Origin of the sequence: Pseudomonas sp. B7(2017), assembly GCF_002112745.1 — a bacterium.
Classification (GTDB): Bacteria; Pseudomonadota; Gammaproteobacteria; order Pseudomonadales; family Pseudomonadaceae; genus Aquipseudomonas; species Aquipseudomonas ekonensis.
This window is the reverse complement of sequence record NZ_NEIP01000004.1, coordinates 243,860-269,714: the sequence shown is the minus strand read 5'-3', so window position 1 is coordinate 269,714 and position 25,855 is coordinate 243,860. Positions and strand designations below refer to the sequence as shown.

General features: G+C 65.1%; 23 protein-coding genes and 2 tRNA genes. 5 read left to right on the top strand and 20 right to left on the bottom strand.

The annotated features are described in order from the left end of the window. Window positions 1-48: 48 nt before the first annotated feature. The 4 genes from CAG29_RS10335 to CAG29_RS10320 form a co-directional block, all read right to left on the bottom strand. Window positions 49-1,344, bottom strand: a complete 1,296-nt coding sequence (locus CAG29_RS10335) for a virulence factor family protein (RefSeq protein ID WP_085581558.1) — start codon at window positions 1,342-1,344, stop codon at window positions 49-51. Next, entirely contained in the window at window positions 1,344-3,983 is a 2,640-nt protein-coding gene (gene mprF / locus CAG29_RS10330; protein ID WP_085581560.1) for a bifunctional lysylphosphatidylglycerol flippase/synthetase MprF, read from the bottom strand. Before mprF ends, CAG29_RS10335 begins: the two co-directional genes overlap by 1 nt. 278 nt (window positions 3,984-4,261) lie before the next feature. Continuing rightward, window positions 4,262-4,338: transfer RNA gene (locus CAG29_RS10325), tRNA-Met, on the bottom strand. 194 nt (window positions 4,339-4,532) lie between these two features. After that, a tRNA-Met gene (locus CAG29_RS10320) sits at window positions 4,533-4,609 on the bottom strand. 281 nt (window positions 4,610-4,890) lie between these two features. Between CAG29_RS10320 and dinB the strand changes: the two genes are divergently transcribed. Beyond that, window positions 4,891-5,952 carry a DNA polymerase IV gene (gene dinB / locus CAG29_RS10315; RefSeq protein WP_085581562.1) on the top strand — a complete coding sequence of 354 codons (1,062 nt, stop codon included), beginning with the start codon at window positions 4,891-4,893 and terminating at the stop codon, window positions 5,950-5,952. Window positions 5,953-6,018: 66 nt separating this feature from the next. Here the strand turns inward: dinB and CAG29_RS10310 are convergent, their stop codons facing one another. The 4 genes from CAG29_RS10310 to CAG29_RS10295 form a co-directional block, all read right to left on the bottom strand. After that, window positions 6,019-6,972: a hypothetical protein gene (locus tag CAG29_RS10310; RefSeq protein WP_085632129.1), complete on the bottom strand. Its 954-nt coding sequence runs from the start codon at window positions 6,970-6,972 to the stop codon at window positions 6,019-6,021. 17 nt (window positions 6,973-6,989) lie between these two features. Then, window positions 6,990-8,705, bottom strand: coding sequence for a proline--tRNA ligase (locus tag CAG29_RS10305; RefSeq protein ID WP_085581566.1), 1,716 nt, complete (start codon window positions 8,703-8,705; stop codon window positions 6,990-6,992). Window positions 8,706-8,835: 130 nt separating this feature from the next. Next, window positions 8,836-10,395 (bottom strand): AmpG family muropeptide MFS transporter, encoded by a 1,560-nt coding sequence (locus tag CAG29_RS10300; RefSeq protein ID WP_085581568.1) that lies wholly within the window; start codon window positions 10,393-10,395, stop codon window positions 8,836-8,838. Between the two features lie 43 nt (window positions 10,396-10,438). Beyond that, window positions 10,439-10,792 carry an MGMT family protein gene (locus tag CAG29_RS10295; RefSeq protein ID WP_085581570.1) on the bottom strand — a complete coding sequence of 118 codons (354 nt, stop codon included), beginning with the start codon at window positions 10,790-10,792 and terminating at the stop codon, window positions 10,439-10,441. Between the two features lie 178 nt (window positions 10,793-10,970). Here CAG29_RS10295 and CAG29_RS10290 point away from each other — a divergent pair, with 178 nt between their 5' ends. After that, a complete protein-coding gene (locus CAG29_RS10290) occupies window positions 10,971-11,978 on the top strand; it encodes a DUF481 domain-containing protein (RefSeq protein ID WP_085581572.1) in 1,008 nt (335 codons plus the stop codon). 117 nt (window positions 11,979-12,095) lie between these two features. Here CAG29_RS10290 and CAG29_RS10285 read toward each other — a convergent pair whose 3' ends face one another. After that, a complete protein-coding gene (locus CAG29_RS10285) occupies window positions 12,096-12,305 on the bottom strand; it encodes a cold-shock protein (RefSeq protein WP_017902777.1) in 210 nt (69 codons plus the stop codon). A 353-nt stretch (window positions 12,306-12,658) separates the two neighbouring features. Here CAG29_RS10285 and dcd point away from each other — a divergent pair, with 353 nt between their 5' ends. Together dcd and CAG29_RS10275 are read left to right on the top strand one after the other, a co-directional pair. After that, entirely contained in the window at window positions 12,659-13,225 is a 567-nt protein-coding gene (gene dcd / locus CAG29_RS10280) for a dCTP deaminase (protein WP_085581574.1), read from the top strand. Between the two features lie 107 nt (window positions 13,226-13,332). Further along, entirely contained in the window at window positions 13,333-13,542 is a 210-nt protein-coding gene (locus tag CAG29_RS10275; protein WP_085581576.1) for a hypothetical protein, read from the top strand. Window positions 13,543-13,621: 79 nt separating this feature from the next. Here CAG29_RS10275 and CAG29_RS10270 read toward each other — a convergent pair whose 3' ends face one another. From CAG29_RS10270 to CAG29_RS10230, 8 genes are all read right to left on the bottom strand, one after another. Beyond that, the gene (locus CAG29_RS10270) at window positions 13,622-14,386 is read right to left on the bottom strand and encodes an ABC transporter ATP-binding protein (RefSeq protein WP_085581578.1); all 765 of its coding nucleotides are present in this window, start codon (window positions 14,384-14,386) and stop codon (window positions 13,622-13,624) included. A gap of 13 nt (window positions 14,387-14,399) precedes the next feature. Next, the gene (locus tag CAG29_RS10265) at window positions 14,400-15,518 is read right to left on the bottom strand and encodes a succinylglutamate desuccinylase/aspartoacylase family protein (protein ID WP_085694364.1); all 1,119 of its coding nucleotides are present in this window, start codon (window positions 15,516-15,518) and stop codon (window positions 14,400-14,402) included. 12 nt (window positions 15,519-15,530) lie between these two features. Next, window positions 15,531-16,241 (bottom strand): ABC transporter permease, encoded by a 711-nt coding sequence (locus CAG29_RS10260; RefSeq protein ID WP_085581582.1) that lies wholly within the window; start codon window positions 16,239-16,241, stop codon window positions 15,531-15,533. Continuing rightward, window positions 16,238-16,966 carry an ABC transporter permease gene (locus tag CAG29_RS10255; RefSeq protein WP_085581584.1) on the bottom strand — a complete coding sequence of 243 codons (729 nt, stop codon included), beginning with the start codon at window positions 16,964-16,966 and terminating at the stop codon, window positions 16,238-16,240. Before CAG29_RS10255 ends, CAG29_RS10260 begins: the two co-directional genes overlap by 4 nt. A 56-nt stretch (window positions 16,967-17,022) precedes the next feature. Beyond that, window positions 17,023-17,805, bottom strand: a complete 783-nt coding sequence (locus CAG29_RS10250) for a transporter substrate-binding domain-containing protein (protein WP_085581586.1) — start codon at window positions 17,803-17,805, stop codon at window positions 17,023-17,025. A 227-nt stretch (window positions 17,806-18,032) separates the two neighbouring features. Then, window positions 18,033-19,685: an ATP-dependent DNA ligase gene (locus CAG29_RS10245; RefSeq protein WP_085581588.1), complete on the bottom strand. Its 1,653-nt coding sequence runs from the start codon at window positions 19,683-19,685 to the stop codon at window positions 18,033-18,035. Next, window positions 19,682-20,704: a ligase-associated DNA damage response exonuclease gene (locus tag CAG29_RS10240; protein ID WP_085694361.1), complete on the bottom strand. Its 1,023-nt coding sequence runs from the start codon at window positions 20,702-20,704 to the stop codon at window positions 19,682-19,684. Before CAG29_RS10240 ends, CAG29_RS10245 begins: the two co-directional genes overlap by 4 nt. 489 nt (window positions 20,705-21,193) lie before the next feature. Further along, window positions 21,194-23,644: a penicillin acylase family protein gene (locus CAG29_RS10230; RefSeq protein WP_085694358.1), complete on the bottom strand. Its 2,451-nt coding sequence runs from the start codon at window positions 23,642-23,644 to the stop codon at window positions 21,194-21,196. Between the two features lie 188 nt (window positions 23,645-23,832). On the opposite strand from CAG29_RS10230, the gene CAG29_RS10225 reads away from it, so the two are divergent. After that, a complete protein-coding gene (locus CAG29_RS10225) occupies window positions 23,833-24,390 on the top strand; it encodes a cysteine hydrolase family protein (protein WP_085637342.1) in 558 nt (185 codons plus the stop codon). A gap of 254 nt (window positions 24,391-24,644) precedes the next feature. Here the strand turns inward: CAG29_RS10225 and CAG29_RS10220 are convergent, their stop codons facing one another. Genes CAG29_RS10220 through CAG29_RS10210 form a run of 3 tightly spaced genes read right to left on the bottom strand, consistent with a single transcriptional unit; the run spans window position 24,645 to window position 25,853 of the window. After that, window positions 24,645-24,845 carry an SEC-C metal-binding domain-containing protein gene (locus tag CAG29_RS10220; protein WP_085581598.1) on the bottom strand — a complete coding sequence of 67 codons (201 nt, stop codon included), beginning with the start codon at window positions 24,843-24,845 and terminating at the stop codon, window positions 24,645-24,647. A gap of 5 nt (window positions 24,846-24,850) precedes the next feature. Then, window positions 24,851-25,336 carry an LEA type 2 family protein gene (locus tag CAG29_RS10215; RefSeq protein ID WP_085581600.1) on the bottom strand — a complete coding sequence of 162 codons (486 nt, stop codon included), beginning with the start codon at window positions 25,334-25,336 and terminating at the stop codon, window positions 24,851-24,853. Window positions 25,337-25,376: 40 nt separating this feature from the next. Further along, a complete protein-coding gene (locus CAG29_RS10210) occupies window positions 25,377-25,853 on the bottom strand; it encodes a YchJ family protein (protein ID WP_085581602.1) in 477 nt (158 codons plus the stop codon). Window positions 25,854-25,855: the final 2 nt, after the last annotated feature.

Sequence of the window (25,855 nt, the reverse complement as noted above, 5' to 3'; positions counted from 1 at the left end):
CCCCCGGAGCCTTGCGGCTGCGGGGGCTTTTCATTGAGGCCGCTCAGGTTACTCGGCGGCGGTCTGCTCGCTCGCCTGACGCTTCTCGATCAGATCCACCAAGCGCTTGGCCAGCGCCGGGTAGTTCTCGTCGAAGTGGTGGCCGCCGGGCAGCTTCACCGCTTCGCCCACGGCGGTCTTGTCGGTGCAGCCGCTTTCGTCGGTCTCTTCCTCGCCGTAGATGCACACCACCTTGGCGGCCGGCAGCTTGGCCATTTCCGGACCGGTGGCGGCTTCCTTGCCGGCGTTGCCGAGCCAGCCCTCGACTTCGATCTCGAAGCTGCCGGTGCGGGCGAAGGCCAGCAGGATGATGGCGTCGACCCGTTGCTGCTCGGTTTCCGGCAGACGGTTGTAGATCGCCGGCAGCACGTCGGCGCCGAACGAGTAGCCGGTGAGGATGAAGCGCTTGGTGCCCCATTTCTGCCGGTAGTGCTGCATCAGTTCGGTCAGGTCCAGCGCACTCTGCTCGGGGCTCTTGTGCTGCCAGTAGTAGCGCAGGGTGTCGATGCCCACCACCGGGTAGCCGATCTTGGCCATTTCCCCGGCCACGTCGCGGTCCAGGTCACGCCAGCCGCCGTCGCCGGAGAGGAACAGGGTGACGGTGTCCCGGGCCTGGCCGGCCGGGACTTCCACCACCGGAATCTGCAGGCCGCCGTTGGCCTTGTCGCCGCCGACGAGGAGCTTGCGCAGTTCGTTGTTCAGCACCTGCGGCAGGTTGATGTCGTAGTCGCTGATGCTGGTTTCGGCGTTCGGCTGGTCGCGCACGAAGCCGGCGCTGGTGTCGTCCGGGTTGTCGTTCCACGCCACCAGCCAGTGGCCGTGGGCGGCGGATTTCGGCAGCAGGTGAGTGCAGCCGCCCTTTTCCAGGGCCAGGTCGACGGACACGGCCTGGGCCTTGTCGTCCTTCTGCTCGGACAGCCAGCGCCAGGCCAGCACCGCGCCCGGGCCGATGCCGCTGACCAGGGTGGCCGGCCCGTTCAGTTGGCGCAGGCCGGTCTGCAGGGCACGGCTTTGCTGCAGGCAGTCCTTGGGCAGGATCACCTGAACGATCTGCGCCGAAGCGCTGCGGCTCAGGGTGCTCAGTTGCTTGTCGCTGAGCTTCTGGTCGTCGTTGACCGCCACCAGCACCTGGGCCTTGGGCTTGGTGCCGGGAATGACCCGGGTCATGGCCGGGCCGTCGGCGGGCGTCAGTTGTTCGAGGGTCGGTTCCGGTGCCGGGCGTTTGAGGTACCAGAATCCGCCGCCGGCAATCACGGCCAGCACGATCAGCGTGGCCAGGATGTACTTCAGGGAGCGTTGAATCATCAGCGTTTCACCAATCCAGTCAAGCCGCCCGCGATCAGGGCGGCAGTGTCGGCCAGCGCCACCAGGGGATCGAGTCCGGCGGGCACGGCCATGTAACGGGGTTCCCAATCAGGCTGGAACTTGTCTTTGAAACGGCGCAAGCCTTGGAAGTTGTACAGCTGCTCACCACGGCGGAATACCATCGAGCCCAGGCGCTGGGTCAGCGGTGCCCCGCGCCGGGGCTGCAACCCCGACAGCGGCACCATGCCCAGGCTGAAGCGCGCGTATCCGTGACTCTTATAGTGTTGAATCAGGCCGACCATCAGAAACTCCATGGTCAGCTTCGGCGCATCCGGGTGCGAGCGCATCAGGTCGAGGCTGGCCAGGTCATGGCTGTAGGTCTCGAGCAGGTTGGCGAACGCCACCGGACGGCCTTCGAAGCGGATCACCGCAATGCGGAAATGCTTCAGGTAGTCGTCGCTGAAACGGCCCAGGGAGAAGCCTTTCTCGCGCACGTTCTTGCCGGTCAGCCAGGCATCGGAGATGACCTTGAGCTCGTCCATCGGCGCCTGGCCCGGCTCATGGATCTCCAGCGACAGGCCGTCGCGGGTGCCGCGGTTCCAGGTGTAGCGCAGGTCCTTCATCTCCTTGCCCTTGGCATCCAGGTCAAAGCGATGCAGATCGACCCGGGCCTCTTCGCCGAGCTTGATCGCGGTCAGGCCGATGTCCATGTAGTACGGCAGGTTCTCGGCGCGCACCTGGTAGAACACCGGGCGGGCGTGATGGATGTCGCACAGGTCGCGGAACTGCCAGATCATTTCCGCCCGCTGCTGGCCGGGGCCGATCGGGTCGTACAGGGCCACCAGACTGCGGCCGCGGCGGGCGTACATCAGGAACGCTTCATCGTTGGGGTGGAACAGCAGCGCCTTGTCGCCGGTCAGGGCCAGGCCGCCGTCGGGCTGCGACGAGGCCATGAGGATTTTCGCGGCGCGGTCGAGTTCGTCGGCGGTCGGCAGGTGGATCACCGGGCGCGCGGTGCGCAGCAGCCAGGTCAGGGCGATCACCAGCAGCAGGACGGCGGCGCCGAGCAGCGAGCGCAGGCCGCGCGGGGCATCGGCGTCGAGGGTGAACTGCCACCACAACTGATGGCTGTACGGCACGTCCTGGTAGGCGAACAGCAGCAGCCAGGTCGATGCGCCCAGCACGCACAGGCTGGCCACCAGGTACAGCGGCGAGAACGGCAGCTCGGTCAGGCGGCTCGGACGATAGAAGGAACGGCGGAACACCCCCAGCAGCGCGGCGGTGAGGGTCATCAGGGTGGCTTCTTCCCAGTCGAACCCCTTGAGCAAGGAGAGCAGGGCGCCCACCAGCAACAGGATGGTGGTCAGCATCCACGCCGCCGACAGCCGGCGGCGCAGGCCCTGGGCGAGCATCAGGCACAGCACGCCGATCAGGCTGGCGCCGAAGTGCGAGGCATCGACCAGGCGGTGGGGAATCAGGAAACCGATGTGTTCCAGGCGCGTGTCGATCTCCGGGGTCGCGCCGGAAAACAGCAGCACCACGCCGGACAGGAACACCAGCACCGCCAGGATCGGCGCCGCCAGGCCGGAGGCCGCACGCAGGGTCTGGGACTGGAACAGGCGCTGGCCTTCGTTGATCAGCAGCAGCACGCACGCCACCAGCATCGGCAGCACCACGTAGATCAGGCGGTACAGCAGCAGCGCGGCGGCCAGCGGCGCGGCGCCGAGCTTGTCGGCGAAGGCGGCCAGCAGGATGGCTTCGAACACGCCGACGCCGCCGGGCACATGGCTGAGCACGCCGGCGGCCAGGGCCAGCAGGTACACCAGCAGGAAGGCGCCGAACGGCGGGGCTTCCGGTAGCAGCAGGTACAGCACGGTGGCGGCGGCGGCGACGTCGAGGGCGGTGATGACCAGTTGCAGGACGGTCAGGCGCCGGCCCGGCAGGCGCAGGGTGCGGCGGCCGGCCTTGACCAGCAGGTTGTCCGGGTAGGGCTGCTCCGGCAGGCGCCGGCGGTAGATGCCGATGACCAGGATCGAGCCCAGCAGCAGCACGGCGCCGGCGATCGTCCCCAGCAGGCCTTCGGACAGGCCCAGGGCCTGCGAGGCGGCGGGCAGGTCGCTCAGGGTGGCGAGGGCGGCCAGCGGCGGCAGGGCGCAACCCAGCGACAGGCTGGCGAACAGGGTCATATGCGCGACTTCCGTCGCGCCCAGCCCGTGGCGCGCATACAGACGGTAGCGCACCGAGCCGCCGGACAGCAGCGACAGGCCGATGGCGTTGCCGATGGCGAACGCGGTGAAGCCGCCGAGGGCGAGGGTGCGCGGCGCGAGCGTCACGCCGGCGTAGCGGCTGGCGGACCACTCGTAGCCCAGCAGGATGATGAAGCCGGCGACCGTCGCGCCGAAGGCGCCGAGCAGGGCCGGTTTCGGTACGTCCAGGATCGAGTCGTGCAGGGCGTCGAGATCGAGCTCGCTCAACAGGTGGCGGCACGCGATCAGCGCGATGGCGAACAGCAGCAGCGTAACCGCCAGGCCGATCGGCTGGCGGTACTTGCTCAGGCGATCCAGCAAGCGCAGGCGCTCGGTCTTGATCGGTTGGGTCGCTGTGACGGTGTCTTGTGGATCAGACGAGTTGGCGCGCATCAATCACCTCGTGGATTGTGCGCGACAGGATGGGGGTATCCAGCCAAGTTACCAATCCCTGTAGAAAAAAATAATCACAAAATACTACGCCTCCCGCCGGATGGCGGCGAGGGCGGTTTCCGGATCGCAGGCACCGGCCCGCGACTCAAGCATAGTCGCTGTGCGGCGGGTCTGAGGATCCTGAAGGGTTCACTGCACGATGACAGATCATTGTTGCGAAAGGACTTTTTCCACAGATACAAAAAAGGCCACTCTTTCGAGTAGCCTTCTTTGATGTTTGGTTGCGGGAGCCGGATTTGAACCGACGACCTTCGGGTTATGAGCCCGACGAGCTACCAGGCTGCTCCATCCCGCGTCTGTGAGGCGGCATTCTACAGACCGGCGGCGCAGTGTCAACCGCTAATGCGGATAAGGGTCAAATTAGTGTGCATTTCGGCCGGACGGCCTGCGGGGGAGCGCTAAGTGGTTCAGTCGCAAGGGTTTGTGTCGCGCCTGCAATACACGCGCGCACAAAAAAGGCCACTTTTTCAAGTGGCCTTTTCTGATGTTTGGTTGCGGGAGCCGGATTTGAACCGACGACCTTCGGGTTATGAGCCCGACGAGCTACCAGGCTGCTCCATCCCGCGTCTGATGTGGCGGCATTCTACAGAGGATTGCCGGGGTGTCAACCGGCAATGTGGAAAAAATCTGTTGAGCTTCAACCGCTTAGCGGAATTTCACGGTGGCCTGGAAGGCTGCGGGGCAGGCAGGGCAAGGGTTTCAGCTCTATTGCCCGGCTAATCTCGATTGAAGAAATAAATTCGGTTCGGATTTCCTACGGGTGAAAAAGAACCTTCTGAGTACTGGTGCTATATACAGGTGTCAGTGAGATACTGCCGATCCGGCTTGCCATGTTTTCCTTTCTGTCATGACCCAGCGAAAAATCATCCACATCGACTGTGACTGTTTCTACGCCGCCATCGAGATGCGTGACGACCCGAGCCTGGCCGGCAAGCCTCTGGCCGTTGGCGGCTCGCCGGAGCGTCGCGGGGTGATCGCTACATGCAACTACGAGGCGCGTGCGTACGGCGTGCGTTCGGCCATGTCTTCCGGCCATGCACTGAAGCTGTGCCCGGATCTGACCATCGTCAAGCCCCGGATGGACGCCTATCGCGAGGCGTCGAAGGAAATTCACACGATCTTTCGCGACTACACCGACCTGATCGAACCGCTGTCGCTGGACGAGGCTTACCTCGATGTGTCGGACAGCGCTCATTTTGGCGGCAGCGCCACACGGATCGCCCAGGACATCCGCCGACGGGTGTCCAATCAGCTGCACATCACGGTGTCCGCCGGGGTGGCGCCGAACAAGTTTCTGGCCAAGATTGCCAGCGACTGGAAAAAGCCCAATGGTCTGTTCGTGGTCACGCCGGACCAGGTCGAGGACTTCGTCGCCGGCTTGCCGGTCGGCAAGCTGCACGGCGTGGGCAAGGTCACCGCCGACAAGCTGCACAAGCTGGGCATCGACGACTGCCGGCAGTTGCGCGAATGGGACAAGTTGACGCTGGTGCGCGAGTTCGGCAGTTTCGGCGAGCGTCTGTGGAGCTTGGCCCGCGGGATCGATGAGCGGCAGGTGCACAACGACAGCCGCCGGCAGTCGATCAGCGTCGAAAACACCTACGACGTCGATCTCCCGGATCTGCGTAGTTGCCTGGACAAGCTTCCGGAACTGCTGGAGACCCTCAAGACCCGCATGGCGCGGATCGACAGCAGCTACCGGCCGGGCAAGCCGTTCGTCAAGGTGAAGTTCCATGACTTCACCCAGACCACATTGGAGCAGGCCGGGGCAGGGCGGGATCTGGGCAGTTATCAGTTGATGCTGACCCAGGCGTTCAACCGGGGCGGCAAGCCGGTGCGGTTGCTGGGCGTGGGGGTGAGGCTGGAGGATCTGCGGGGCGGGTTCGAGCAGATGGAGCTGTTTGAGCGCTGATCCGGTGGTGGAGCCTGGCTAAGGCGGCCCGTCAGGCAGACCGCCATGGCCCCCATTGCTTTGTTCTCAGTTCGGCCCCGGATCCGCCACCAGGCGCCCGGCATCCCTGGTCAGGGACTTGAGGAATTCGGTCTGCAGTTCCGGATCGTTGCGGGTCAGCTCGATCAGGCTCTGTTCCAGCTCGCTGGCTTCCTCTTCCAGGCCCAGCTCCGACAGGCGCTTGACCCGGTGCACCCACTGGCTCACTTCGTCGTCTTCCAGATCGTCGTAGATCAGCGCGTGGGCCTCCAGCAGCTTGCCGCGCAGGTGGCCGCTGATCGCCAGCGACGAGTCGGTGTGCACGTCGTCCTTGGCGTCTTCCACGCTGATCTGCAGTTTGCCCAGGTGATTGAGGTCATGCTCGGCGAACGGGCTGTCCAGCAGGTTCAGGCGCAGCACGCCGTTGCGGTCGGTGGTCATGTCGAAGGTCTGCTTGCCGGCCTTGACCTGAACCGGGCGCTCGCTCCACGGCAGGCTTGAGTATTCCGTGCGCTTGTCGCGCTGGACTTCGTCGATGCCGGCCAGGTTCTGTTGCGCACGGCCGTGGGACTGTACGTTCATGAACGGGTTGAGCCCGGCGAAGCCGTAGCTCAGCCAGTCCTTGGTCACGCTGTCCGGCAGGTTGCCCAGGGCGAACACGTTGACCACGTTGGCGCCGACGCCGGCCACCACCGCCACCGCACCCAGCGGGATCTCGTAGATTTCCCGCCAGGGTTGGTAAGGCGTGTAGCGGTCGTAGTGACGGGTGACCTCGAACTCGGTGACCTCGAAGGTCTTCTGCTCGTGGATCTTCACGCGCCGCTGCGGCAGCTCAAGCACCTTGGGCTCGCCGACATCGATCTGCAGGCTGTGATCGAGCAGTTTGCGCTCGACCCGTTCCTCGTGCTCGCTGCGTTGCGACATGTGGTTGGCACAGCCGCTGACCAGCAGGGCGCCGCACAGGGCGGCGCCACCGAGGCCTAAGGTGTTTCGCTTGAACATGACGTCTCTATCTGGTGTCAGCGGCGGATGCGGGCCTGCAGGAAGGACAGCGCGTCAGCGACCGGCAGCGCTTGCGCCTCGGCCTCGGAACGGCTCTTGTATTCCAGGTTGCCGTCGGCGAGGCCACGGTCGCTGACCACGATCCGGTGAGGGATGCCGATCAGTTCCATGTCCGCGAACTTGATGCCCGGGCTGGTCTTCTTGTCGCGGTCGTCCAGCAGCACTTCGAAGCCGGCGGCGGTCAGTTCCGCGTACAGCTTGTCGGTGGCTTCGCGCACCAGGTCAGTCTCGTAGCGCAGCGGCACCAGGGCGATCTGGAACGGTGCCAGGGCGTCGCTCCAGATGATGCCGTTCTCGTCGTTGTTCTGCTCGATGGCCGCAGCCACCACGCGGGACACGCCGATGCCGTAGCAACCCATTTCCAGGGTGACCGGCTTGCCGTTCTCGCCCAGCACTTCGCACTTCATCGCCTTGCTGTACTTGTTGCCCAGCTGGAAGATGTGCCCGACTTCGATGCCGCGCTTGATCTCCAGGGTGCCCTTGCCGTCCGGGCTCGGATCGCCGGACACGACGTTGCGCAGGTCGGCCACGGTCGGAACCGGCAGGTCGCGTTCCCAGTTCAGGCCGAAGTAGTGCTTGTCGTCGATGTTGGCGCCGACGCCGAAGTCGCTCATCAGTTCGACCGAGCGGTCGATGATGATCGGCAGCGGCAGGTTCAGCGGGCCGAGGGAGCCGGCGCCGGCGCCGATGGCGTCACGCAGCTCCGCGTCGCTGGCCATGACCAGAGGGCTGGCCACGCCAGGCTGGTTGGCGGCCTTGATTTCGTTGAGTTCGTGGTCGCCGCGGATGATCAGGGCAATCAGCTTGCCTTTCTCTTCGGCGTGCACGATCAGGGTCTTGACGGTCTTTTCGATCGGCAGGCCGAATTTTTCCACCAGGGCCGCGATGGTCTTGGTGTCCGGGGTGTCGACCAGGCGCAGCTCTTCGGTCGGTGCAGGACGCGAGGTTTCGCGCGGCACGGCTTCGGCCTTCTCGATGTTGGCCGCGTAGTCGGAGCCGTTGCTGAAGACGATGTCGTCTTCGCCGGACTCGGCCAGCACGTGGAACTCATGGGAGCCGGCGCCGCCGATGGAACCGTTGTCGGCCTCCACAGGGCGGAACTTCAGGCCCAGGCGGGTGAACACGTTGCAGTACGCCTGGTGCATGCGGTCGTAGGTGACCTGCAGCGAGGCCAGGTCGGCGTGGAACGAGTAGGCGTCCTTCATGATGAATTCGCGGCCGCGCATCAGGCCGAAGCGTGGGCGGATCTCGTCACGGAACTTGGTCTGGATCTGGTACAGGTTGATCGGCAGCTGCTTGTAGCTGCTCAACTCGTTGCGCATCAGGTCGGTGATGACCTCTTCGTGGGTCGGGCCTGCGCAGAAGTCGCGGCCGTGGCGGTCTTTGATGCGCAGCAGTTCAGGGCCGTATTCTTCCCAGCGTCCCGACTCCTGCCACAGTTCGGCCGGCTGGGTGCCCGGCATCAACACTTCCAGAGAGCCGGCGGCGTCCATTTCTTCGCGGACGATGGCTTCCACCTTGCGCATTACCCGCAGGCCCATCGGCAGCCAGGTGTACAGGCCCGAAGCGAGTTTGCGGATCATGCCGGCGCGCAGCATCAGCTGATGGCTGATCACGACCGCGTCGGAAGGCGTTTCTTTCTGTGTGGCGAGCAAAAATTGACTGGTGCGCATGATTGGCCGTTGTCGGTTGCTGAGACTGGAAATAGACGGAGCATTGTACGGGCGAGATTTGCTGACGTACAGGCGTGCGGCCGGCGGCGGGGCAGAACGGCGGGATTCGTCCCGCCTTTGGCGAAATGCCCTACGACTCTTCCGCGACCGGCGCCTGCACGGGCTCGGGCGTCGGCGTCGGGCCTTCGCGGCGGCTTTCCTGGAACCAGTGCAGGGCGATCAGCACCAGGGTCGGCACACCGAGCATCGCGGTGATCAGGAAGAAGTTGTGGTAGCCGAACTTCTCGACCATCACCCCGGAATAGCCGCCGATCAGCCGCGGCAGCAGGAGCATGATCGAGCTGAGCAGGGCGTACTGGGTGGCGGAGAACTTGAGGTTGGTCAGGCTCGACAGGTACGCGACGAACGCCGAGGTGGCCAGGCCGGAGCTGAAGTTGTCCAGGGAGATGGTCAGCACCAGCATCTTCAGGTTCGGGCCCATGTCGGCCAGCATCAGGAACAGCAGGTTGGTGGCCGCCGAGGCCGCGCCGCCGATGAACAGGATCGGCAGGATGCCGAAACGCACGATCAGCAGGCCGCCCATGCCGGCGCCGACGAGGGTCATGATCAGGCCGAAGATCTTGCTGACGCTGGCGATCTGGTCCTTGGTGAAGCCCTGGTCGATGTAGAACACGTTGGCCATCACGCCCATCACCGTGTCGGACATCCGGTAGGTGGCGATCAGCCCAAGCAGCAGCAGGGCCTGCCAGCGGTAGCGCAAAATGAAGTCGTTGACCGGCGTCAGCACCGGCGCCAGGCCCCGGCGGCCCATGGCCGACAGGCACAGGCAGGTGAGGGTGGTGTAGAGGATCGCCCGCAGGAACGCGCGGTCCTCCAGCAGCAGGTCGAGCAGGCTGACGCCTTCGAACAGCACGCTGGCGAAGTCGGTGTTGTAGAGCTGGGTGAACATCGCCGGCACGGACACCAGCAGGATGATCAGCACGAACACCGACATCAGCTGGTGCATGAACGTGTAGCGGCCGGCCTGCAGTTGGGTGCGCAGCGGCACGGGCGGCTCGCGCATCAGCAGGGAGGTCAGCAGCGCCGGCACCATCAGGACGCCGAACAGGACGTAGGTGCCGGTCCAGGCTGAATGCTGGTAGTTGAAGCCGGTGGAGCCGAAGCCTTCGGCGAAGAACAGTGCACCGGCGGTCGCCAGCAGGGCTGCGACCCGGTAGCCGGACATGTAGCTGGCGGCGAGCGCGGCCTGGCGGTTGTCGTCCGCGATCTCCAGGCGATAGGCGTCCACGGCGATGTCCTGGGTGGCGGAGGCGAACGCGACGAGGACGGCGATGGCGATCAGCCAGGACAGGTGCTTCTGCGGATCGCAGAAACCCATGCCGACCAGGCCGAGGATCACCAGCGACTGCGACAGCACCAGCCAGGAGCGGCGACGCCCCAGTTTGCCCAGCAGCGGCAGGCGCCATTGGTCGAGCAGCGGCGACCAGACCCACTTGAACGCATAGGCCAGGCCGATCAGGCTCGCGTAGCCGATGGTTTCGCGGGCCACGCCGGCTTCGCGCAGCCAGACCGACAGCGTTGAAAACACCAGCATGTACGGCAGGCCGGCGGCGAAACCCAGCAACAACAGCACGAGCGTCGAAGGACTGGCATAGGCGGCGAGCGCGGCGCGCCAGGTTTTACGGGGCATGGGCTGAAGTCTGCCTCAAGATTGCGAAAACAAAGCGCGCACTCTAACCGCTGTGCTCTACCGGACGCCAGCCATGGCGCCGAATATCCACACGATTGTTCAGGACGGTGACCCCTTCCATGCGCAACCGCGCCCGTTGTTCGTCCCCCGATGGGCTGCCGGCCGGGAGGCTGATGCGGCCGCCGGCGCCGAGCACGCGGTGCCACGGCAGCCGGGTGTCGCCGGGCAGTTGGCTCAGGGTGCGGCCGACCCAGCGGGCGGCGCGCCCCAACCCGGCCAGTTCGGCCAATTGACCATAGCTGACGACCTTGCCTTCGGGCACTTGGGCCAGGGTCGAGTAGAGCGCCGTGCGTCGGATTTGCGCCTGGCTTTCGTCGGTTGGGTTCGGGTCTGTCACGTCTGCGGTTCCTGCGCGGTTGTGCAAAACAATCGCCTCGATGCCTTTAAGCCTAATCGGTGCAGGGCCAATTGAGAAATGAACTCAACAGAAATAGTCATGTCAGTCGTTGTCAGGGACTTATTCCTACGGATAATGCCGACCTTTTTTCCCGCAAACTCGAGCCCCCGATTCGCTTATGTTGTCCAGAACCCTGCTGTGCCTCGCTGTCTTCAGCGCATCCACCCCCCTGCTTGCCGATACCGTCTGGTTGAACAACGGCGACAAGCTGAGCGGCAAGATCACGCTGTTCGACGGCGGCAAGCTGTTGATCCAGACCCCGTACGCCGGTGCCGTCACGATCGACTGGAAACAGGTCAAGACCCTGGAGAGCGATCAGGAACTGCTGGTCAAGCAGGATGCCTACAGCGGCGAGAAGGCCAAGTCGCTGAGCGCCGCCGGCGACGGCAAGGTCACCCTGGCCAACGGCGAGGCGCCGAAGACCGTCGAACTGGCGAGCATCCAGCAGATCCTCAAGCCCAAGCCTGTGGTCGAGGATCTGGTGTGGAAGGGCAACGTCGACCTGGCCCTGGATTACCAGCGGGCCGAAAAGGACACCGACGACTACGACATCGGCTTCAAGACCTCTGCGCGCCACGGCCGCTGGCGGCACACCGGTGAAGGCGAATACAACCGCGAGGTGCAGGATGACGTCACCACCACCGACAACTGGCGCGCCGAGTACTCCCTCGACCGCTTCCTCACCGATCAGTGGTTCTGGCGAGGCCGCCTGAGCTACAAGCGCGACCACATCGAAGAGCTGGCGCGCCAGCGGGTGGTCGGCACCGGTCCAGGCTACCAGTTCTGGGACGACGAGCTGGGGGCGTTCTCCCTGGGCTCGCTATTCAACCGCACCGACTATGAGTACCGCGACGGCAGCAAGGACAATTTCTACTCGGTGGCGGTGAAGTGGGACTACAACCGCTACCTGATCGGCAAGAAGGTGGAGTTCTTCACCAACGGCGAAGTCGGCAAGCCGTTGTCCGATGTCGCGAACTACGCCCTGGATGCGGAGATGGGCCTGCGCTACAAGGTCACCGACTGGGCCTCGCTGAACGTCAAGGCCGAGCGCGACATCATCAGCGGCACCAACGATGCGGATCTGAACAAGACCCGCTACACCGCCGGGTTCGGTGTGGCCTGGTAACGCCGCCCACAAAAAACGCAGCCGTCGGGCTGCGTTTTTTTTGCCTGCGCCATAAGCAGGCGCCCACAAAAAAGCCCCGCGTTGAGGGCGGGGCTCTTTTTTCGCTAAAGCGACAAGTTAGATAACTTGTACTTCTTCAGCTTGCATGCCTTTCTGACCGCGGGTAGCGATGAAAGAAACCTGCTGGCCTTCTTTCAGGGTTTTGAAACCGTCAGCCTGGATGGCTTTGAAGTGTACGAACAGATCGTCACCGGATTGTGGGGTGATGAAGCCGAAGCCTTTCTCATCGTTGAACCACTTAACGGTACCGGTTTGGCGATTGGACATGGTGAAACTCCTTGGACAAAGATTACTGCGACTCAGGAAGAACCCTGGCCGAGACTGAGTGCAAAGAGCAGGAAAAATTCTTGTAGACGGTTGGATCGAAATTCAACATATCGTGGAGAGATTCTCAGTGACACAAGCAGCACAGTGGCGCCACCTTAACCCTTTTTCATGAACGTGCCAATGCTTCTTGCGAAGGTTTCTCCGTTTTCGGGACCGGCGGTGTGACGGTTCGTCGCCAGGCCCCGTGAAACCTGGCGATGGGGGGATAATCGCGCCCCGGACTTTGAACCCGGCGACGCGCCCGGTAAGATGCCGGACAGATTTTTTCCACCTCGCTATTCAGGACACCCGCCATGAGCATCAAATCGGACAAGTGGATTCGCCGCATGGCGCAGGAACACGGCATGATCGAACCGTTCGTCGAGCGCCAGATGCGCGGCAGCGACGACAGCCGAGTGATTTCCTACGGTGTGTCGAGCTACGGCTACGACGTGCGTTGCACCAATCATTTCAAGGTGTTCACCAACATCAATTCGGCCATCGTCGACCCTAAGAACTTCGACGCCGGCAGCTTCGTCGACATTCACAGCGACGTGTGCATCATTCCGCCGAACTCCTTCGCCCTGGCCAGCACCGTCGAGTACTTCCGCATTCCGCGCAACGTGCTGACCATCTGCCTGGGCAAGAGCACCTATGCCCGCTGCGGCATCATCGTCAACGTCACGCCGCTGGAACCTGAGTGGGAAGGCCATGTGACCCTGGAATTCTCGAACACCACCAACCTGCCGGCGAAGATCTACGCCAACGAAGGCGTGGCGCAGATGCTGTTCCTGGAATCCGACGAGCAATGCGAAGTCTCCTACAAGGATCGCGGCGGCAAGTATCAGGGCCAGCGCGGCGTGACCCTGCCGCGCACCTGATCCGTCCGTCCGGCATTTGCCGGGAATTCTTCGGCGGGTGGACACTCTATGGGGTGTACCGCCCGTTTTGCCTTGCGCAGAGCGGGCCTTCGCCGAGGAGGGCCCCCATGAAGATCGATCCGCGAATCACCGCCGAACTGGCAAGGCTCGAGCCCAATCAGGTCGGGGTATTGGCCTGGTCGTTGCTGGCGCAACCGCCCGTCGGCATGGCCGGGGGCATTCCCGGTCAACCCGACCCCGATACGCCCAACGAACAGCCGACCGAACCCGGTGAGCCCACCTTGCCGGACGAACCGCCGCCGGCGCCTGTCGCTTGAACCGTCGCCCGAACGAACGGCCGGTCAACGGAAGCCGAAAAGGTTTCCGCTGACCGGCCGTTGCGTTTTCAGGGACGGTTCACTTGAGGTTGCCGCTGAGGAACTGCTTCAGCCGCTCGCTCCTGGGGTTGCCCAGCACGTCCTCCGGCGCGCCTTCTTCCTCCACCAACCCTTGGTGCAGGAACAGCACCTGGCTGGACACCTTGCGCGCGAAGCTCATTTCGTGGGTCACCATGATCATGGTGCGGCCCTCGTCGGCCAGGCCCTGGATCACCTTGAGCACCTCGCCGACCAGTTCCGGGTCGAGGGCCGAGGTCGGCTCGTCGAACAGCATCACCTCCGGCTCCATCGCCAGCGCCCGGGCGATGGCCACCCGTTGCTGCTGGCCGCCGGAAAGGAACGCCGGGTACTGGTCGGCCACCCGCGCCGGCAGGCCGACCTTGTCCAGGTAGCGGCGGGCGCGGTCTTCGGCCTCGGCCTTGGCGCAGCCCAGCACCCGGCGCGGGGCCATGGTGATGTTCTCCAGCACGGTCATGTGGCTCCACAGGTTGAAGTGCTGGAACACCATGGCCAGGCGGGTGCGCAGGCGCTGCAGTTCGTCCGGGTCGGCGACGTGCATGCCGTGGCGGTCGGTGGCCATGCGGATCGGCTGGCCGTCGAGGCTCATCGCGCCGCTGTTGGGCTGTTCGAGGAAATTGATGCAGCGCAGGAAGGTGCTCTTGCCCGAGCCGCTGGCGCCGATCAGGCTGATCACGTCGCCGGTCTTGGCCTTGAGCGAAACGCCTTTGAGCACCTGATGGTCGCCGTAGCTCTTGTGCAGGTCTTCAACAGTCAGTTTGTACATGGAACAGGCATCCTCAAGGCGAAAGCAGATAGCCGCTGCGGTAGGCTTCGGCGCCGGCCACATGGGCGACGACCATGCCGGCGGTGGCCATGCGGCGCAGCGAGCGCGCGTACAGCAGGCCGGCGACGGTGCAGTGGACGGGGGTCACGCGGTCGGTGATCGGGTCGATGATGTCGGCGATCTGTTGGCCGGCCTCCAGGTACTGGCCCGGCGTGGCGGTGAACACCAGCAGCCCGCCGACCGGCGTGGCGACCGGCTCGACCCCGGCCAGCGGCGTGGCCGGGAAGGGCAGCGGCGGCAGCGGCGCCGGTTCGCCGGCGATCGCGCCGAAGTGGGTCAGGTAATCGATCAGCGCCTGGCTGTCCTGTTCGGCCAGCGGATGGCTGACGTCGCCCTGGCCGCGCAGTTCGACGGTCACCGAAAAGCTGCCGGGCGGAATGTCGAAGCGTTCGCCGAAGCGCTCCTGCAACTGCCACCAGAGCAGCGTGAAGCATTCGTCGAACGACTGGCCGCCGGAGTCGGTGGCCAGCAGGCTGGCCTGGGAGCCGATGCAGCGCGCCAGCGGTTCGACCTGCGGCCAGGCCTCGGGCGTGGTGTAGAGGTGGGTGACGGACTCGAAGTCGCAGTGCAGGTCCAGCACCATGTCCGCATCGCAGGCCAGCCGCTGCAGGGTCAGGCGCTGGGATTGCAGCTGGGTGGCGGGGGTCTGGCGATCAAGGGCTGCACGCAGGCTGGCGCGGATCAGTTCGAGGTTGCGCCGGGGATCGTCGCCCAGCCGCTCGGCGATGTCGTTGCCGATCTCTTCGCTGAGGTCGACGAACCAGCGGTTGAAGTTCTGCCCGCTCTCCAGCTCGTAGCGGCCCAGCGGCACGTCCATCAGCACCTGTTCGAGGCCGACCGGGTTGGCCACCGGCACCAGCACGATTTCGCTGCGCAGGCGGTCGGCGGCCTCCAGCTCCGTCAGCCGTCGCTTGAGGTGCCAGGCCACCAGCATGCCGGGCAGTTCGTCGGCGTGCAGCGAGGACTGGATGTAGATCTTGCCTTGGCCCTTCTGCGGGCCGAAGTGGAAGCTGTGGATCTGGCGCGCGGTCCCCGGCAGCGGGGCCAGCAGCTCATGTATCTGATGGCGCATTGCAAAGGTGTCCTAGTGGGTCGGCCCGAGGAAGGCCAGCCATCGGCGTTCGGCGAGGCGGAACAGGCCGACCAGCGCAAAGGTGACGGTCAGGTAGATCAGGGCGGCGATGCCGAACGACTGGAAGGTCAGGAAGGTCGCCGAGTTGGCGTCCCGCGCGACTTTCAGGATGTCCGGGATGGTCGCGGTGAAGGCCACGGTGGTCGAGTGCAGCATCAGGATCACTTCGTTGCTGTAGTACGGCAGCGAACGGCGCAGGGCCGACGGCATGATCACGTAGGCGTACAGTTTCCAGCCGGTCAGACCGTAGGCCTTGGCCGCTTCGACTTCGCCGTGGTTCATGCTGCGGATCGCCCCGGCGAAGATCTCCGTGGTGTAGGCGCAGGTGTTCAGGGCGAAGGCCAGGATCGTGCAGTTCATCGCATCGCGGAAGAAACTGTCGAGCACCGGCTGGGCGCGCACGGCGGCCAGGCTGTAGATCCCGGTGTAGCAGATCAGCAGCTGGATGTAGAGCGGCGTGCCGCGGAACAGGTAGGTGTAGAACTGCACCGGCCAGCGGATGTAGAAGTGCGGCGAGACCCGGGCGATGGACAGCGGGATCGAGGTGATGAAGCCGATGAAGATCGAGGCGCTGAGCAGCCAGAGGGTCATGGCCAGCCCGGTGATGTTGTTGCCGTCGGTATAAAGGAAGGCTTTCCAGTAGTCCTGCAGGAGTTCGATCATCGGATGGCCTCCCGGGCCCCGGCGGCGTAGCGGCGTTCAAGCTTGCGCAGGATGAAGTTGGAGGCGCTGGTGATCAGCAGGTAAATCAAGGCGGCCAGCACCAGGAAGTAGAACAGCTGATAGGTGCTCTTGCCGGCGTCCTGGGCGGCCTTGACCAGGTCGGCCAGGCCGATGATGGACACCAGCGCGGTGGCCTTGAGCATCACCATCCAGTTGTTGCCGATGCCCGGCAGGGCGAAACGCATCATTTGCGGGAACACCACGAAGCGGAAACGCTGGCCGCGCTTGAGGCCGTAGGCGGTGGCGGCTTCGACCTGGCCCCGGGGCACCGCGAGGATCGCGCCGCGGAAGGTTTCGGTGAAATACGCGCCGTAGATGAAGCCCAGGGTCAGCACGCCGGCGCTGAACGGGTCGATCTCGATGTATTCCCATTCCATGTAATCGGTGAGGGAGGTCAGCCAGGTCTGCAGGCTGTAGAAGATCAGCAGCATCAGCACCAGGTCCGGCACCCCGCGGATCAGCGTGGTGTAGAGCTGGGCGGGCAGGCGCACCAGCTTGACCTTCGACAGTTTGGCGCTGGCGCCGATCAGGCCGAGCAGCACGGCCACCAGCAGCGACAGCGCCGACAATTTGATGGTCATCCAGGTGCCTTCCCACAGCAACGGGCCGAAGCCCTTGAGGCTGAAGGCGGAAAGCCCCAGATTCTGTAATAGGTTTTCGAACATGAATCAGCAACCTGAACGGATGAGAAAGGCGCCCATCCGGGATGGGCGCCGTGGCATTACTTGCCGCTGTACAGATTCAGATCACCGAAGTGTTTCTTTTGAATCTCTGCGTATTTGCCATCATCGTGTAACGCTTTGATACCTTTATCCAAAAGCGCTTTCAGCTCGGTGTTACCTTTCTTAATACCGACAGCGGTCTTGGACGGCAGCAGTTTGTCGTCCACCGGCTTGCTGACTTCATAGTCGGCGCCCTGCGGCGACTTCAGGAAACCCAGCTCGGCCTGCAGCATGTCCTGGATCGAGGCGTCCAGGCGACCGGAGACCAGGTCGGCGTACACCTGGTCCTGGTTGGCGTAGGCTTGGGTCTTCACGCCGGCCTTGTCCAGCACGGCCTTGGCGTAGGCTTCCTGGATGGTGCCTTGCTCGTAGCCGACGGTCTTGCCCTTGAGCGACGCGGTGTCGGTGGTGATGCCGGCGCCTTTCTTGTACACGAAGGAGGTCGGGCCGGAGAACAGCTCGTTGGAGAAGTCGATGACCTTCTCGCGGGCCTCGGTCACGGTCATCGACGAGATCACGCCGTCGAACTTGTTGGCCTTGAGGCCCGGGATCATGCCGTCGAAGTCGCTTTCGACCCACTTGCACTTGACCTTGAGCTCGGCGCAGATCGCGTTGCCCAGGTCGATGTCGAAGCCCACCAGGCTGCCGTCGGCCGCTTTCGACTCGAACGGCGCGTAGGAAGGGTCAACGCCAAACCGCAGCTCCTTGTACTCCTTGGCCAGCGTGGAACCGGCAGCCATGCACAACGCCAGTGCAGAAAGGGTCAGCAATGCTTTTTTCATTATTCAATCCCTAAGAACCAATAAGAGCGCTTGTGGGCGCAGAAGTATTGTTACTGGAACGCTTACGACTTATAGAAAGTAGCAATTTCCGAACCAGAGTCCCGAACAAGTGTTTTAAAAGGTGTAGGAAGGGATGGCGCGAGGGATCGGTGCACGGAATCGGGCAGGTGCGATGCGCCGCACCGTTTTGTGACAGCCGTGGTGAGTGACGCTCGTGCGGCGAGGGATCAGGTCAGCAGGTTCTGCAAGGTGGCCAGGTCGTCGGCCTCGTCCACGCTCTTGTCCTGGCGCCAGCGCAGCATGCGCGGGAAGCGCACGGCGATGCCGCTTTTGTGCCGGCGCGAGAGGGCGATGCCTTCGAAGCCCAGTTCGAACACCAGGCTGGGCGTGACGCTGCTGACCGGGCCGAACTTCTCCACGGTGGTCTTGCGCACGATGATGTCGACCTGGCGCATTTCCTCGTCGGTCAGCCCCGAGTAGGCCTTGGCGAACGGCACCAGCGAGCGCTGGCCGGCGCCGGACGGGCCGTCCCACACCGCGAAGGTGTAGTCGCTGTAGAGGCTCGCGCGCCGGCCCTGGCCGCGCTGGGCGTAGATCAGCACCGCATCGACGCTGAACGGATCGACCTTCCATTTCCACCACACACCCATGTCCTTGGTGCGGCCTACGCCGTACAGCGCATCACGGGCCTTGAGCATCATGCCTTCCACCCCCAGGCGCCGCGAAGCCTCGCGCTGGCGAGCCAGGCCTGCCCAGTCGTCGGCGGTGAGGATCGGCGAGAGCCGCAGAACCGGATCGGCGCAGCCTGCGATGACCTGCTCCAGCTGTTCGCGCCGTTGGCTTTGCGGCCGATTGCGCCAATCCTCGCCCTGCCACTCCAGCAGGTCATAGGCGATCATCGCCACCGGGGCGTCCTCGAGGATTTTCTTGTCCAGGCGCTTGCGGCCGATCCGTTGCTGGAGCAGGGCGAACGGCTGCACCGACGGCGACCCCGGGGTGTCTTTCCAGACCACGATTTCGCCGTCGATCACAGTGCCGTCGGGCAAGCCGCGGAGCAGGCCGCCCAGTTCCGGGAAGCGTTCGGTCACCAGTTCCTCACCCCGCGACCAGATCCACAGCCGGCCGTCGCGCCGCACCGCCTGGGCGCGGATGCCGTCCCACTTCCATTCCACCTGCCAACCGGCGGGCGGGCCCAGCAGCGCCTCGAACTGCTCCGGCGGCTGCGACAGGGCATGGGCAAGGAAGAACGGATAGGGCTGGCCGCCGCGCCGGGCGTGCTCTTCGCTGGATTCGGGGGCGATCAGTTGCAGGTAGCGCGCCGCGTCAGGCCGGTTGGCGAGGTCGGTGTAGCCCACCAGCCGCTGCGCCACGCGTTTGCTGTCGAGCCCGGCCATGGCGGCCAGGGCACGGGTCACCAGCAGCTTCGAGACGCCGACCCGGAAGCTGCCGGTGATCAGCTTGATGCACAGCATCAGGCCCGGCCGGTCCAGTTGTGCCCACAGCGCCGGCAGTTGCCGGGCCAGGTACTCCGGGGTTTCGCCGCGCAGCGGCAAGAGCTTGCGTTCGATCCACTCGGCCAGGCCCTCCTCGGAGATGTCCGGGTTCTGCGGCAGCACCAGCGAGAGGGTTTCCGCCAGGTCCCCGACCGCCTGATAGCACTCCTCGAACAGCCACGGCGCCAACCCCGACCGCTCCACCGCCAGATCCCGCAGGATCCGCACCGGCACCAGTTGCCGGGGACGTCCGCCGGCGAGGAAATACACGGCCCAAGCCGCATCCTGCGGCGCCGCCCGGGTGAAATACGCTTGCATGGCGGCGAGCTTGGCATTGCTGGAGGTGCTGGTGTCGAGCTCGGCATACAGGCGGGCGAAGTCTTTCATGGCTGCACCTGGGCGATGGCCGGGCTGTCGTCTTCGTCGTCGCCGTATTCCGTGCTGAAGGCTTGGGCGTCCAGCCCTTGTTCGCGCAGGTGCCGCACCAGTGTGCCGACCGCGCCGTGGGTGACCTTCACGCGTTCGGCGCCGGTCTGGCCGATGGCCCAGAGCAGGCCGGGCCAGTCGGCGTGGTCCGACAGCACGAAGCCCCGGTCCACGCCGCGCCGCCGCCGGGGGCCCCGCAGGCGCATCCAGCCGCTGGCGAAGCCGTCGCTGTAGTCGCCGAAACGGCGCATCCAACTGCTGCCGCCCGCCTGGGGCGGGGCAATGATCAGGGCCTGGCGCAGCAACGGGTCGTTCTTCTGCACGTCACCGGCGTAGCGCGTCGGCGGCAGATGAACGCCGGCCTCGCGGTAGACCCGGTTCAGCGGCTCGACCGCGCCGTGGCAGAGGATCGGCCCGAGCGACGGGTCGATGCCGTGCAGAATCCGCTGCGCCTTGCCGAACGCATAGCACAGCAGCACGCTGGCCTTGCCGGCGCAGGTGTTCGCCTGCCACCACCGGTTGATGTCGGCGAACACCTCGGCCTGCGGCTGCCAGCGGTAGATCGGCAGGCCGAAGGTCGATTCGGTGATGAAAGTGTGGCAGCGCACCGGTTCGAACGGGGCGCAGGTGCCGTCGGTCTCGATCTTGTAGTCGCCGGAGGCGACCCAGACTTCGCCGCCGTATTCCAGCCGGATCTGCGCCGATCCCAGCACATGGCCGGCGGGATGGAAGCTCAAGGTGACGCCGTGGTGGGTCAGGCGCTGGCCGTAGGGCAGGGTCTGCAGGTTGATGTCCGGGCCCAGGCGTGCGCGCAGGACTGCGGCGCTGGCGCTGCTGGCCAGGTAATGCCGGTTGCCGGTGCGGGCATGGTCGCCGTGGGCATGGGTGATCACCGAGCGTTCGACCGGCCGCCACGGGTCGATATAGAAATCCCCGGCAGGGCAGTACAAGCCTTCCGGACGCGCGATGACAAGCTCCATGTCGTTACCTCGATAGAGGGGCCTGTCAGCTATGAGGTGAGCGCGGGTCCGAAAGTTCTATCGATTTTGCGGGCGCCGAAAAAGCCGTTTCGGGAGCGTGGTGCGCGCAGGCTGCGGGCGTGACAGCGCGGCCCTGCGGCGTCTTGGCGGACGCCATCGCCAGCAGGCTGGCTCCCACAGTGAAGCGTGGGTGAATGCAGAATCTGTGGTCACGGCAGAACCCTGTGGGAGCAAGCTTGCTTGCGATGACGGCGGCACATCCGGCCTCGATGGACCAGACCGGCCGCCATCGCCAGCAGGCTGGCTCCTACAAGGGAATTTGGGTGGATGCAGAGTTTGTGATCACTGCAAATCCTGTGGGAGCAAGCTTGCTTGCGATGACGGCGGCACAGATGGCCTCGATGGACCAGGCTGTCCGCCATCGCCAGCAGGCTGGCGCCTACAGGGGCCGTGCCCGCCGCCGAGCGGATGCGGCGGCGGGGGGGGCGTTCATTTGCCTGGGGTGAGGGTCAGGCGGGTCTTGCCGTAGACCCGGTCGAAGTTCTGCGGCTGCATCGGCAGGCCGATGTACTGCCCCTTGAGCCACGGATCGATCCCGTTCAGGTAGTTCGGGCTGGCCGGGTTGCCGGACTGACCGGTGCCGTTCTGGGCCGACAGCGGTTCGCTTTGGCCGAAGTCGACGATGAAGCGCATCGACGGCGCGCGGCTGACGGCGGCGTCCTGGCCCCAGGCGAAGGCCGCCAGGTTGAGCGTGGTGTGGTCGCCGCCGGCGGCGAGCGGGCCGCGGATCGTCTGGCCGTTGGCGTTTTTCCACTCGTAGCGGTGCAGCTTGCCCCACTGCCAGGCTCTGCGGTCGCCGCCCAGCTGGCTGTCGCCGGCGCTGATGGCGGCGGCCAGGCTGCGGGCCAGGATCGCCGGTTTGCCTTCTTTCTGCGGGGTGCGGACATCGTCCCAGAACGGGCTGTCCTCGCGGCCCAGCAAGTGGTCGGCCTGGGCGGCGTAGGACAGGTCGCCGTTGGCGACGAAGGCTTTCCACGCCGGGCTGCTCTGCGGTCCGAGTTCGTCGAGGAAGATCTGCTTCATGCTTTCCTGCAGGAACAGCTCGTAGATCGCCGCATCGGCGGAGGTCGGGCTGAGCTTGCCGTCGAACGCCATCAGGCGCGTGTAGGCTTCGCGGGCCTTGGCGCGGTCGGCGTCCGGCAGGGCTTCGATCGCCCGCTTGAGCGGCTGGGCCATGCCCGGCGCTTCGAACATCTTCTTCAGTTTGGCGGCGAACAGGGTGGTCTGGTCGTACTGCATGGCAATCACGCTGCGGCTGTCGTGCTTGCCGCTGCCGGCCAGCTCGGCCAGGCGCTCGCCGCGCTCCGGCGCAGCCCAGGAGTTGGACAGCTGCATGCCGTAGCCATGGGGGATGACCCGCTGGTTGGCGGTGCCGAGCCAGCCCTGGGCCGGGGCCTGATCGTAGGGGTGCAGCATCGGGTCGGCGTAGCCGTCCCAATCGTAGCGGCCCTCCCAGCCCGGCGACGGCAACAGGCCTTCGCCCTCGCGGCGGTTCGGGAAGCGGCCGGTGACCTGCCAGCCGATGTCGCTGGCGTCGGCGAACACCAGGTTCAGCCCGATGGCGCGGATTTCCCGGCTGGCGTCCGAGGCGCGCTCGGCGTTCTGCGCGCGGCTCAGGTCGAACAGCGCATCGAGGGACTTGTCGTCGGTGAAGCTCGGCACTTGCAGCGCAAGCCCGAAACCCGAGCCCTGGGCCGCCGCCTGGGCACTGTTGAGCAGCGCACCGTGGCGGGTTTCGTACACCGCTTCGCGGATCGGCCGCTGGCCTTTGACGAAATAGGTTTCCTGGCGCACCGCCAACGGCTGCCATTTGCCGTTGACCTCGTAGGTCAGGCTGCTGCCCTGACGGCGGATCCTCTCCAGGAACAGGTCCTGGTTGTCGCCCTGCACGCTGCTGATGCTCCAGGCCACTTTGCCGTTGAAGCCGCCGAGCACCATCGGCAGGCCGGCCACGGTCACCCCGGCGGCCTGGTATTTGGGAGCGCGGATCTGCACGAAGCTCCACAGCGACGGAGCGGCGAGCGGGCCGTGGCTGTCGCTGGCCAGCAGGCTCTTGCCGCTGCGGCTGCGTTGCGGGGCGATGGCCCAGTTGCTCGACGACCCGGCGCCGAGCAGGTTCAGCGCCGCCAGTTGCTGAGTGGCGTTGCTCAGTTCGCTCAGGCCCGGCACCTGGCCGTTGAGCTTGATGCCTTGCAGCTTGTCGGCTTCGGCCAGCGGTAGGTTTTCGTCTGGCGCCGACGGGGTCAGCCAGGCCAGCTTGTCGGTGGTGACGGTCTGCGCGAGCACCAGCGAGGCGATCTCTTCCGGCAGGTTGGCCGATTGGCTGAAGTTCAGCAGGCAGAAGATCAGCGCCGAATCCTCAGGCTTCCAGTACTCCGGCTTGTAGCCGTTGGCGGCCAGATCCCCCGGCAGTTTGTCGGCGTAGCGGAACAGGTAAGCGTTGACGCCCCGCGCATAGACTTCGAAGAAGCGCTTGAGCCGCGGCGACGAGGCCTTGTACAGCTCGTCGGCGCTTTTCTTCAGGTTGACCGCGCGCATGTAGCGGTCTGCATCCAGCAGGGCCGGGCCGGACATCTCCGCCAGACGGCCCTGGGCCAGCAGGCGCAGGGTCACCATTTGGTTGATCCGGTCGCCGGCATGGACATAGCCCAACGCGAAGAGCGCATCGTGGAAGCTGTTGCTCTCGATCAGCGGCATGCCCATGGCGTTGCGCCGCACCGAGACGTTCTGCGCCAGGCCCTTGAGCGGTTGCACGCCGGAGACGGGCGGGAGCGAATCCTGAGCGTTCCAGGTCTGGCAACCGGCCAGGCTCAAGACGCCGGCCACTGCTGCGGCAACGCCGAACCGGGGAAGAAATTGTGTGAGGGCTGGCGAGGCCATGGCAAGGCTCCTGCGGGGGGTAGCGTCAGTAAAGGCGCTACGTTAGTGAGCGGGAAGGGGCCGCGCAAGCGGGTGACACAGTTATTTCCGGGGCGGGGCGCTGCGTGCGACGGAACGGGGTGCTTGCTCTGCAGCGAACGGAGATGTTGAAGTGGTCGATCAACTGACCTTTCGAGGGAAACACCGCCATGGAGCTTCAGGCCAACGCTGCCCTGATCATCATCGACCAGCAGAAAGGCATCCTGCATCCGCGCCTGGGGCGACGGAACAATCCGCAGGCCGAGGCGCGGATCCTCGACCTGCTGGGGACGTGGCGCCGCAGCGGCCGGCCGGTGATCCATGTCCAGCACTTGTCCCGTTCACCGGACTCGGTGTTCTGGCCCGGGCAATCGGGGGTGGAGTTTCAGGAACGCTTCGCGCCGCAGGACGGCGAGCGGCTGGTCCAGAAGCAGGTGCCGGATGCGTTCTGCGCGACCGGGCTTGAAGCGATGTTGCGCGGGGCGGGGATCGGGCAACTGGTCATCGTCGGCGTGGCGACCCACAACTCCGTGGAGGCCACGGCGCGCACGGCGGGCAATCTGGGGTTCGAGGCCTGGGTGGCGGAGGATGCGTGCTTCACCTTCGACAAGGCCGATTTCTTCGGTGCCTTGCGTTCGGCCGAGGATGTGCATGCGATGTCGCTGGGGAACCTGCACGGCGAGTATGCGACGGTGGTCGGCAGCCGCGAGATTCTGGCGGCGGTCTGAGGGCAGAGGCGGTGAATGGGCTGACGTCATCGCTGGCAAGCCAGCTCCCACAGGAGAGGTGCGCGACGCGGATTCCATCCGAGAACAACAGTCTTCTGCCAGCCTTGCGGCGCTCGGTCTGACGCCATCGCCAGCAGGCTGGCTCCCACAGAATCTCGGTTGAATGCAGTGTTTGCGGTCACTGCCGAACAAGGTGGGAGCCAGCCTGCTGGCGATGGCGGTCGGTCAGGCGAAGGCGGTCTTCGCCCCAGGCGTCACGCGCCGTGGCACTTCTTGAATTTCTTGCCGTTGCCGCACGGGCAAGGGTCGTTGCGGCCGACGTCCTTCAGGGCGTTGCGCACCGGCTCCTGGTGGGCGTGGCCGCAGTTCGGGCCGTGGACATGGCCATGGTCGTGGTGGTGATGGTCATGATCGTGGTTGCAGTCAGGGCCATGGACATGAGGTTGCTGGGTCATCGGGGTCACTCCGGAATCAATTCGGCGGGGATTATCACGCCATTGCGCTCCAGGTGCACGTAGTGCGCGATGAATAAACCGGTTTCCATCTCGCCCTGCAGCCGGTAGGGGATCTGCTGGTTCGGGTTCTTCAGCAGTTTCACCACCTCTTTCACCTGGGGCCACAGGTTGGTGCGCACCGGCACCTTATAGAAAGCGCTGCGTTTGGGCCCCACCGTGATCCAGTGTTCGTGCTCGCCCTCGGTCAGCAGCAGGCCGGCCAGGTGCACGCGGTATTCGAGGCCGCGCACGGTCAGGTCGCTGTCGTTGGGGTTGTCGATGCGAAAGTGCAGGATGAACTTCTGTTCCAGCAGCTTGGCCCGCACCACTTCCACCTTCACCAGATGCACCGCCGGATCCGGCAAGTCGTCGGCGAACCACGAGGCGCAGCCGCCCAGGGCCAGAAACAGCAGCAGGCTGAGGAATTGCAGGTTGCGCCATCGACCGGGCATGGAGTCACTCCTTTTCGGCCCAGTCTAGACGCCGCTCACCTCACGCGCCGAAATACCCCGCGCAGCACTTCTTGAACTTCTGCCCGCTGGCGCAGGGGCACGCGTCGTTGCGGCCGGTCTTCATCGCCACGGTCGGGTCGATGAAGTACCAGCGGCCGGCGTTCTGCACGAACGACGAGCGTTCGCGGTGGCTGTGTTCGCCCTGGCTGTCGTGCCAGCGGGCGGTGAAGGTGACGAAGGCGTGCTCCGGCTGGCCGCCGAGCACTTCCGAGCTTTCCACCTCAAGGCCGAGCCAGGTGCTCTGGGCGCTCCAGTCGCTGATCGAGTGGCGATCCAGCCCCGCTTGCTGGGCAGGCAGGGTGGTCGCCACCAGGTAGTCGACCAGGCCCAGCACATAGGCGCTGTAGCGAGAGCGCATCAGGGCTTCGGCGCAGGGGGCCGGATGACCGGCGTGATAATGGCCGCAGCAGGCTTCCAGCAGGTTGCCGCTGCCGCAGGGGCAAATGGCTGTACTCATTG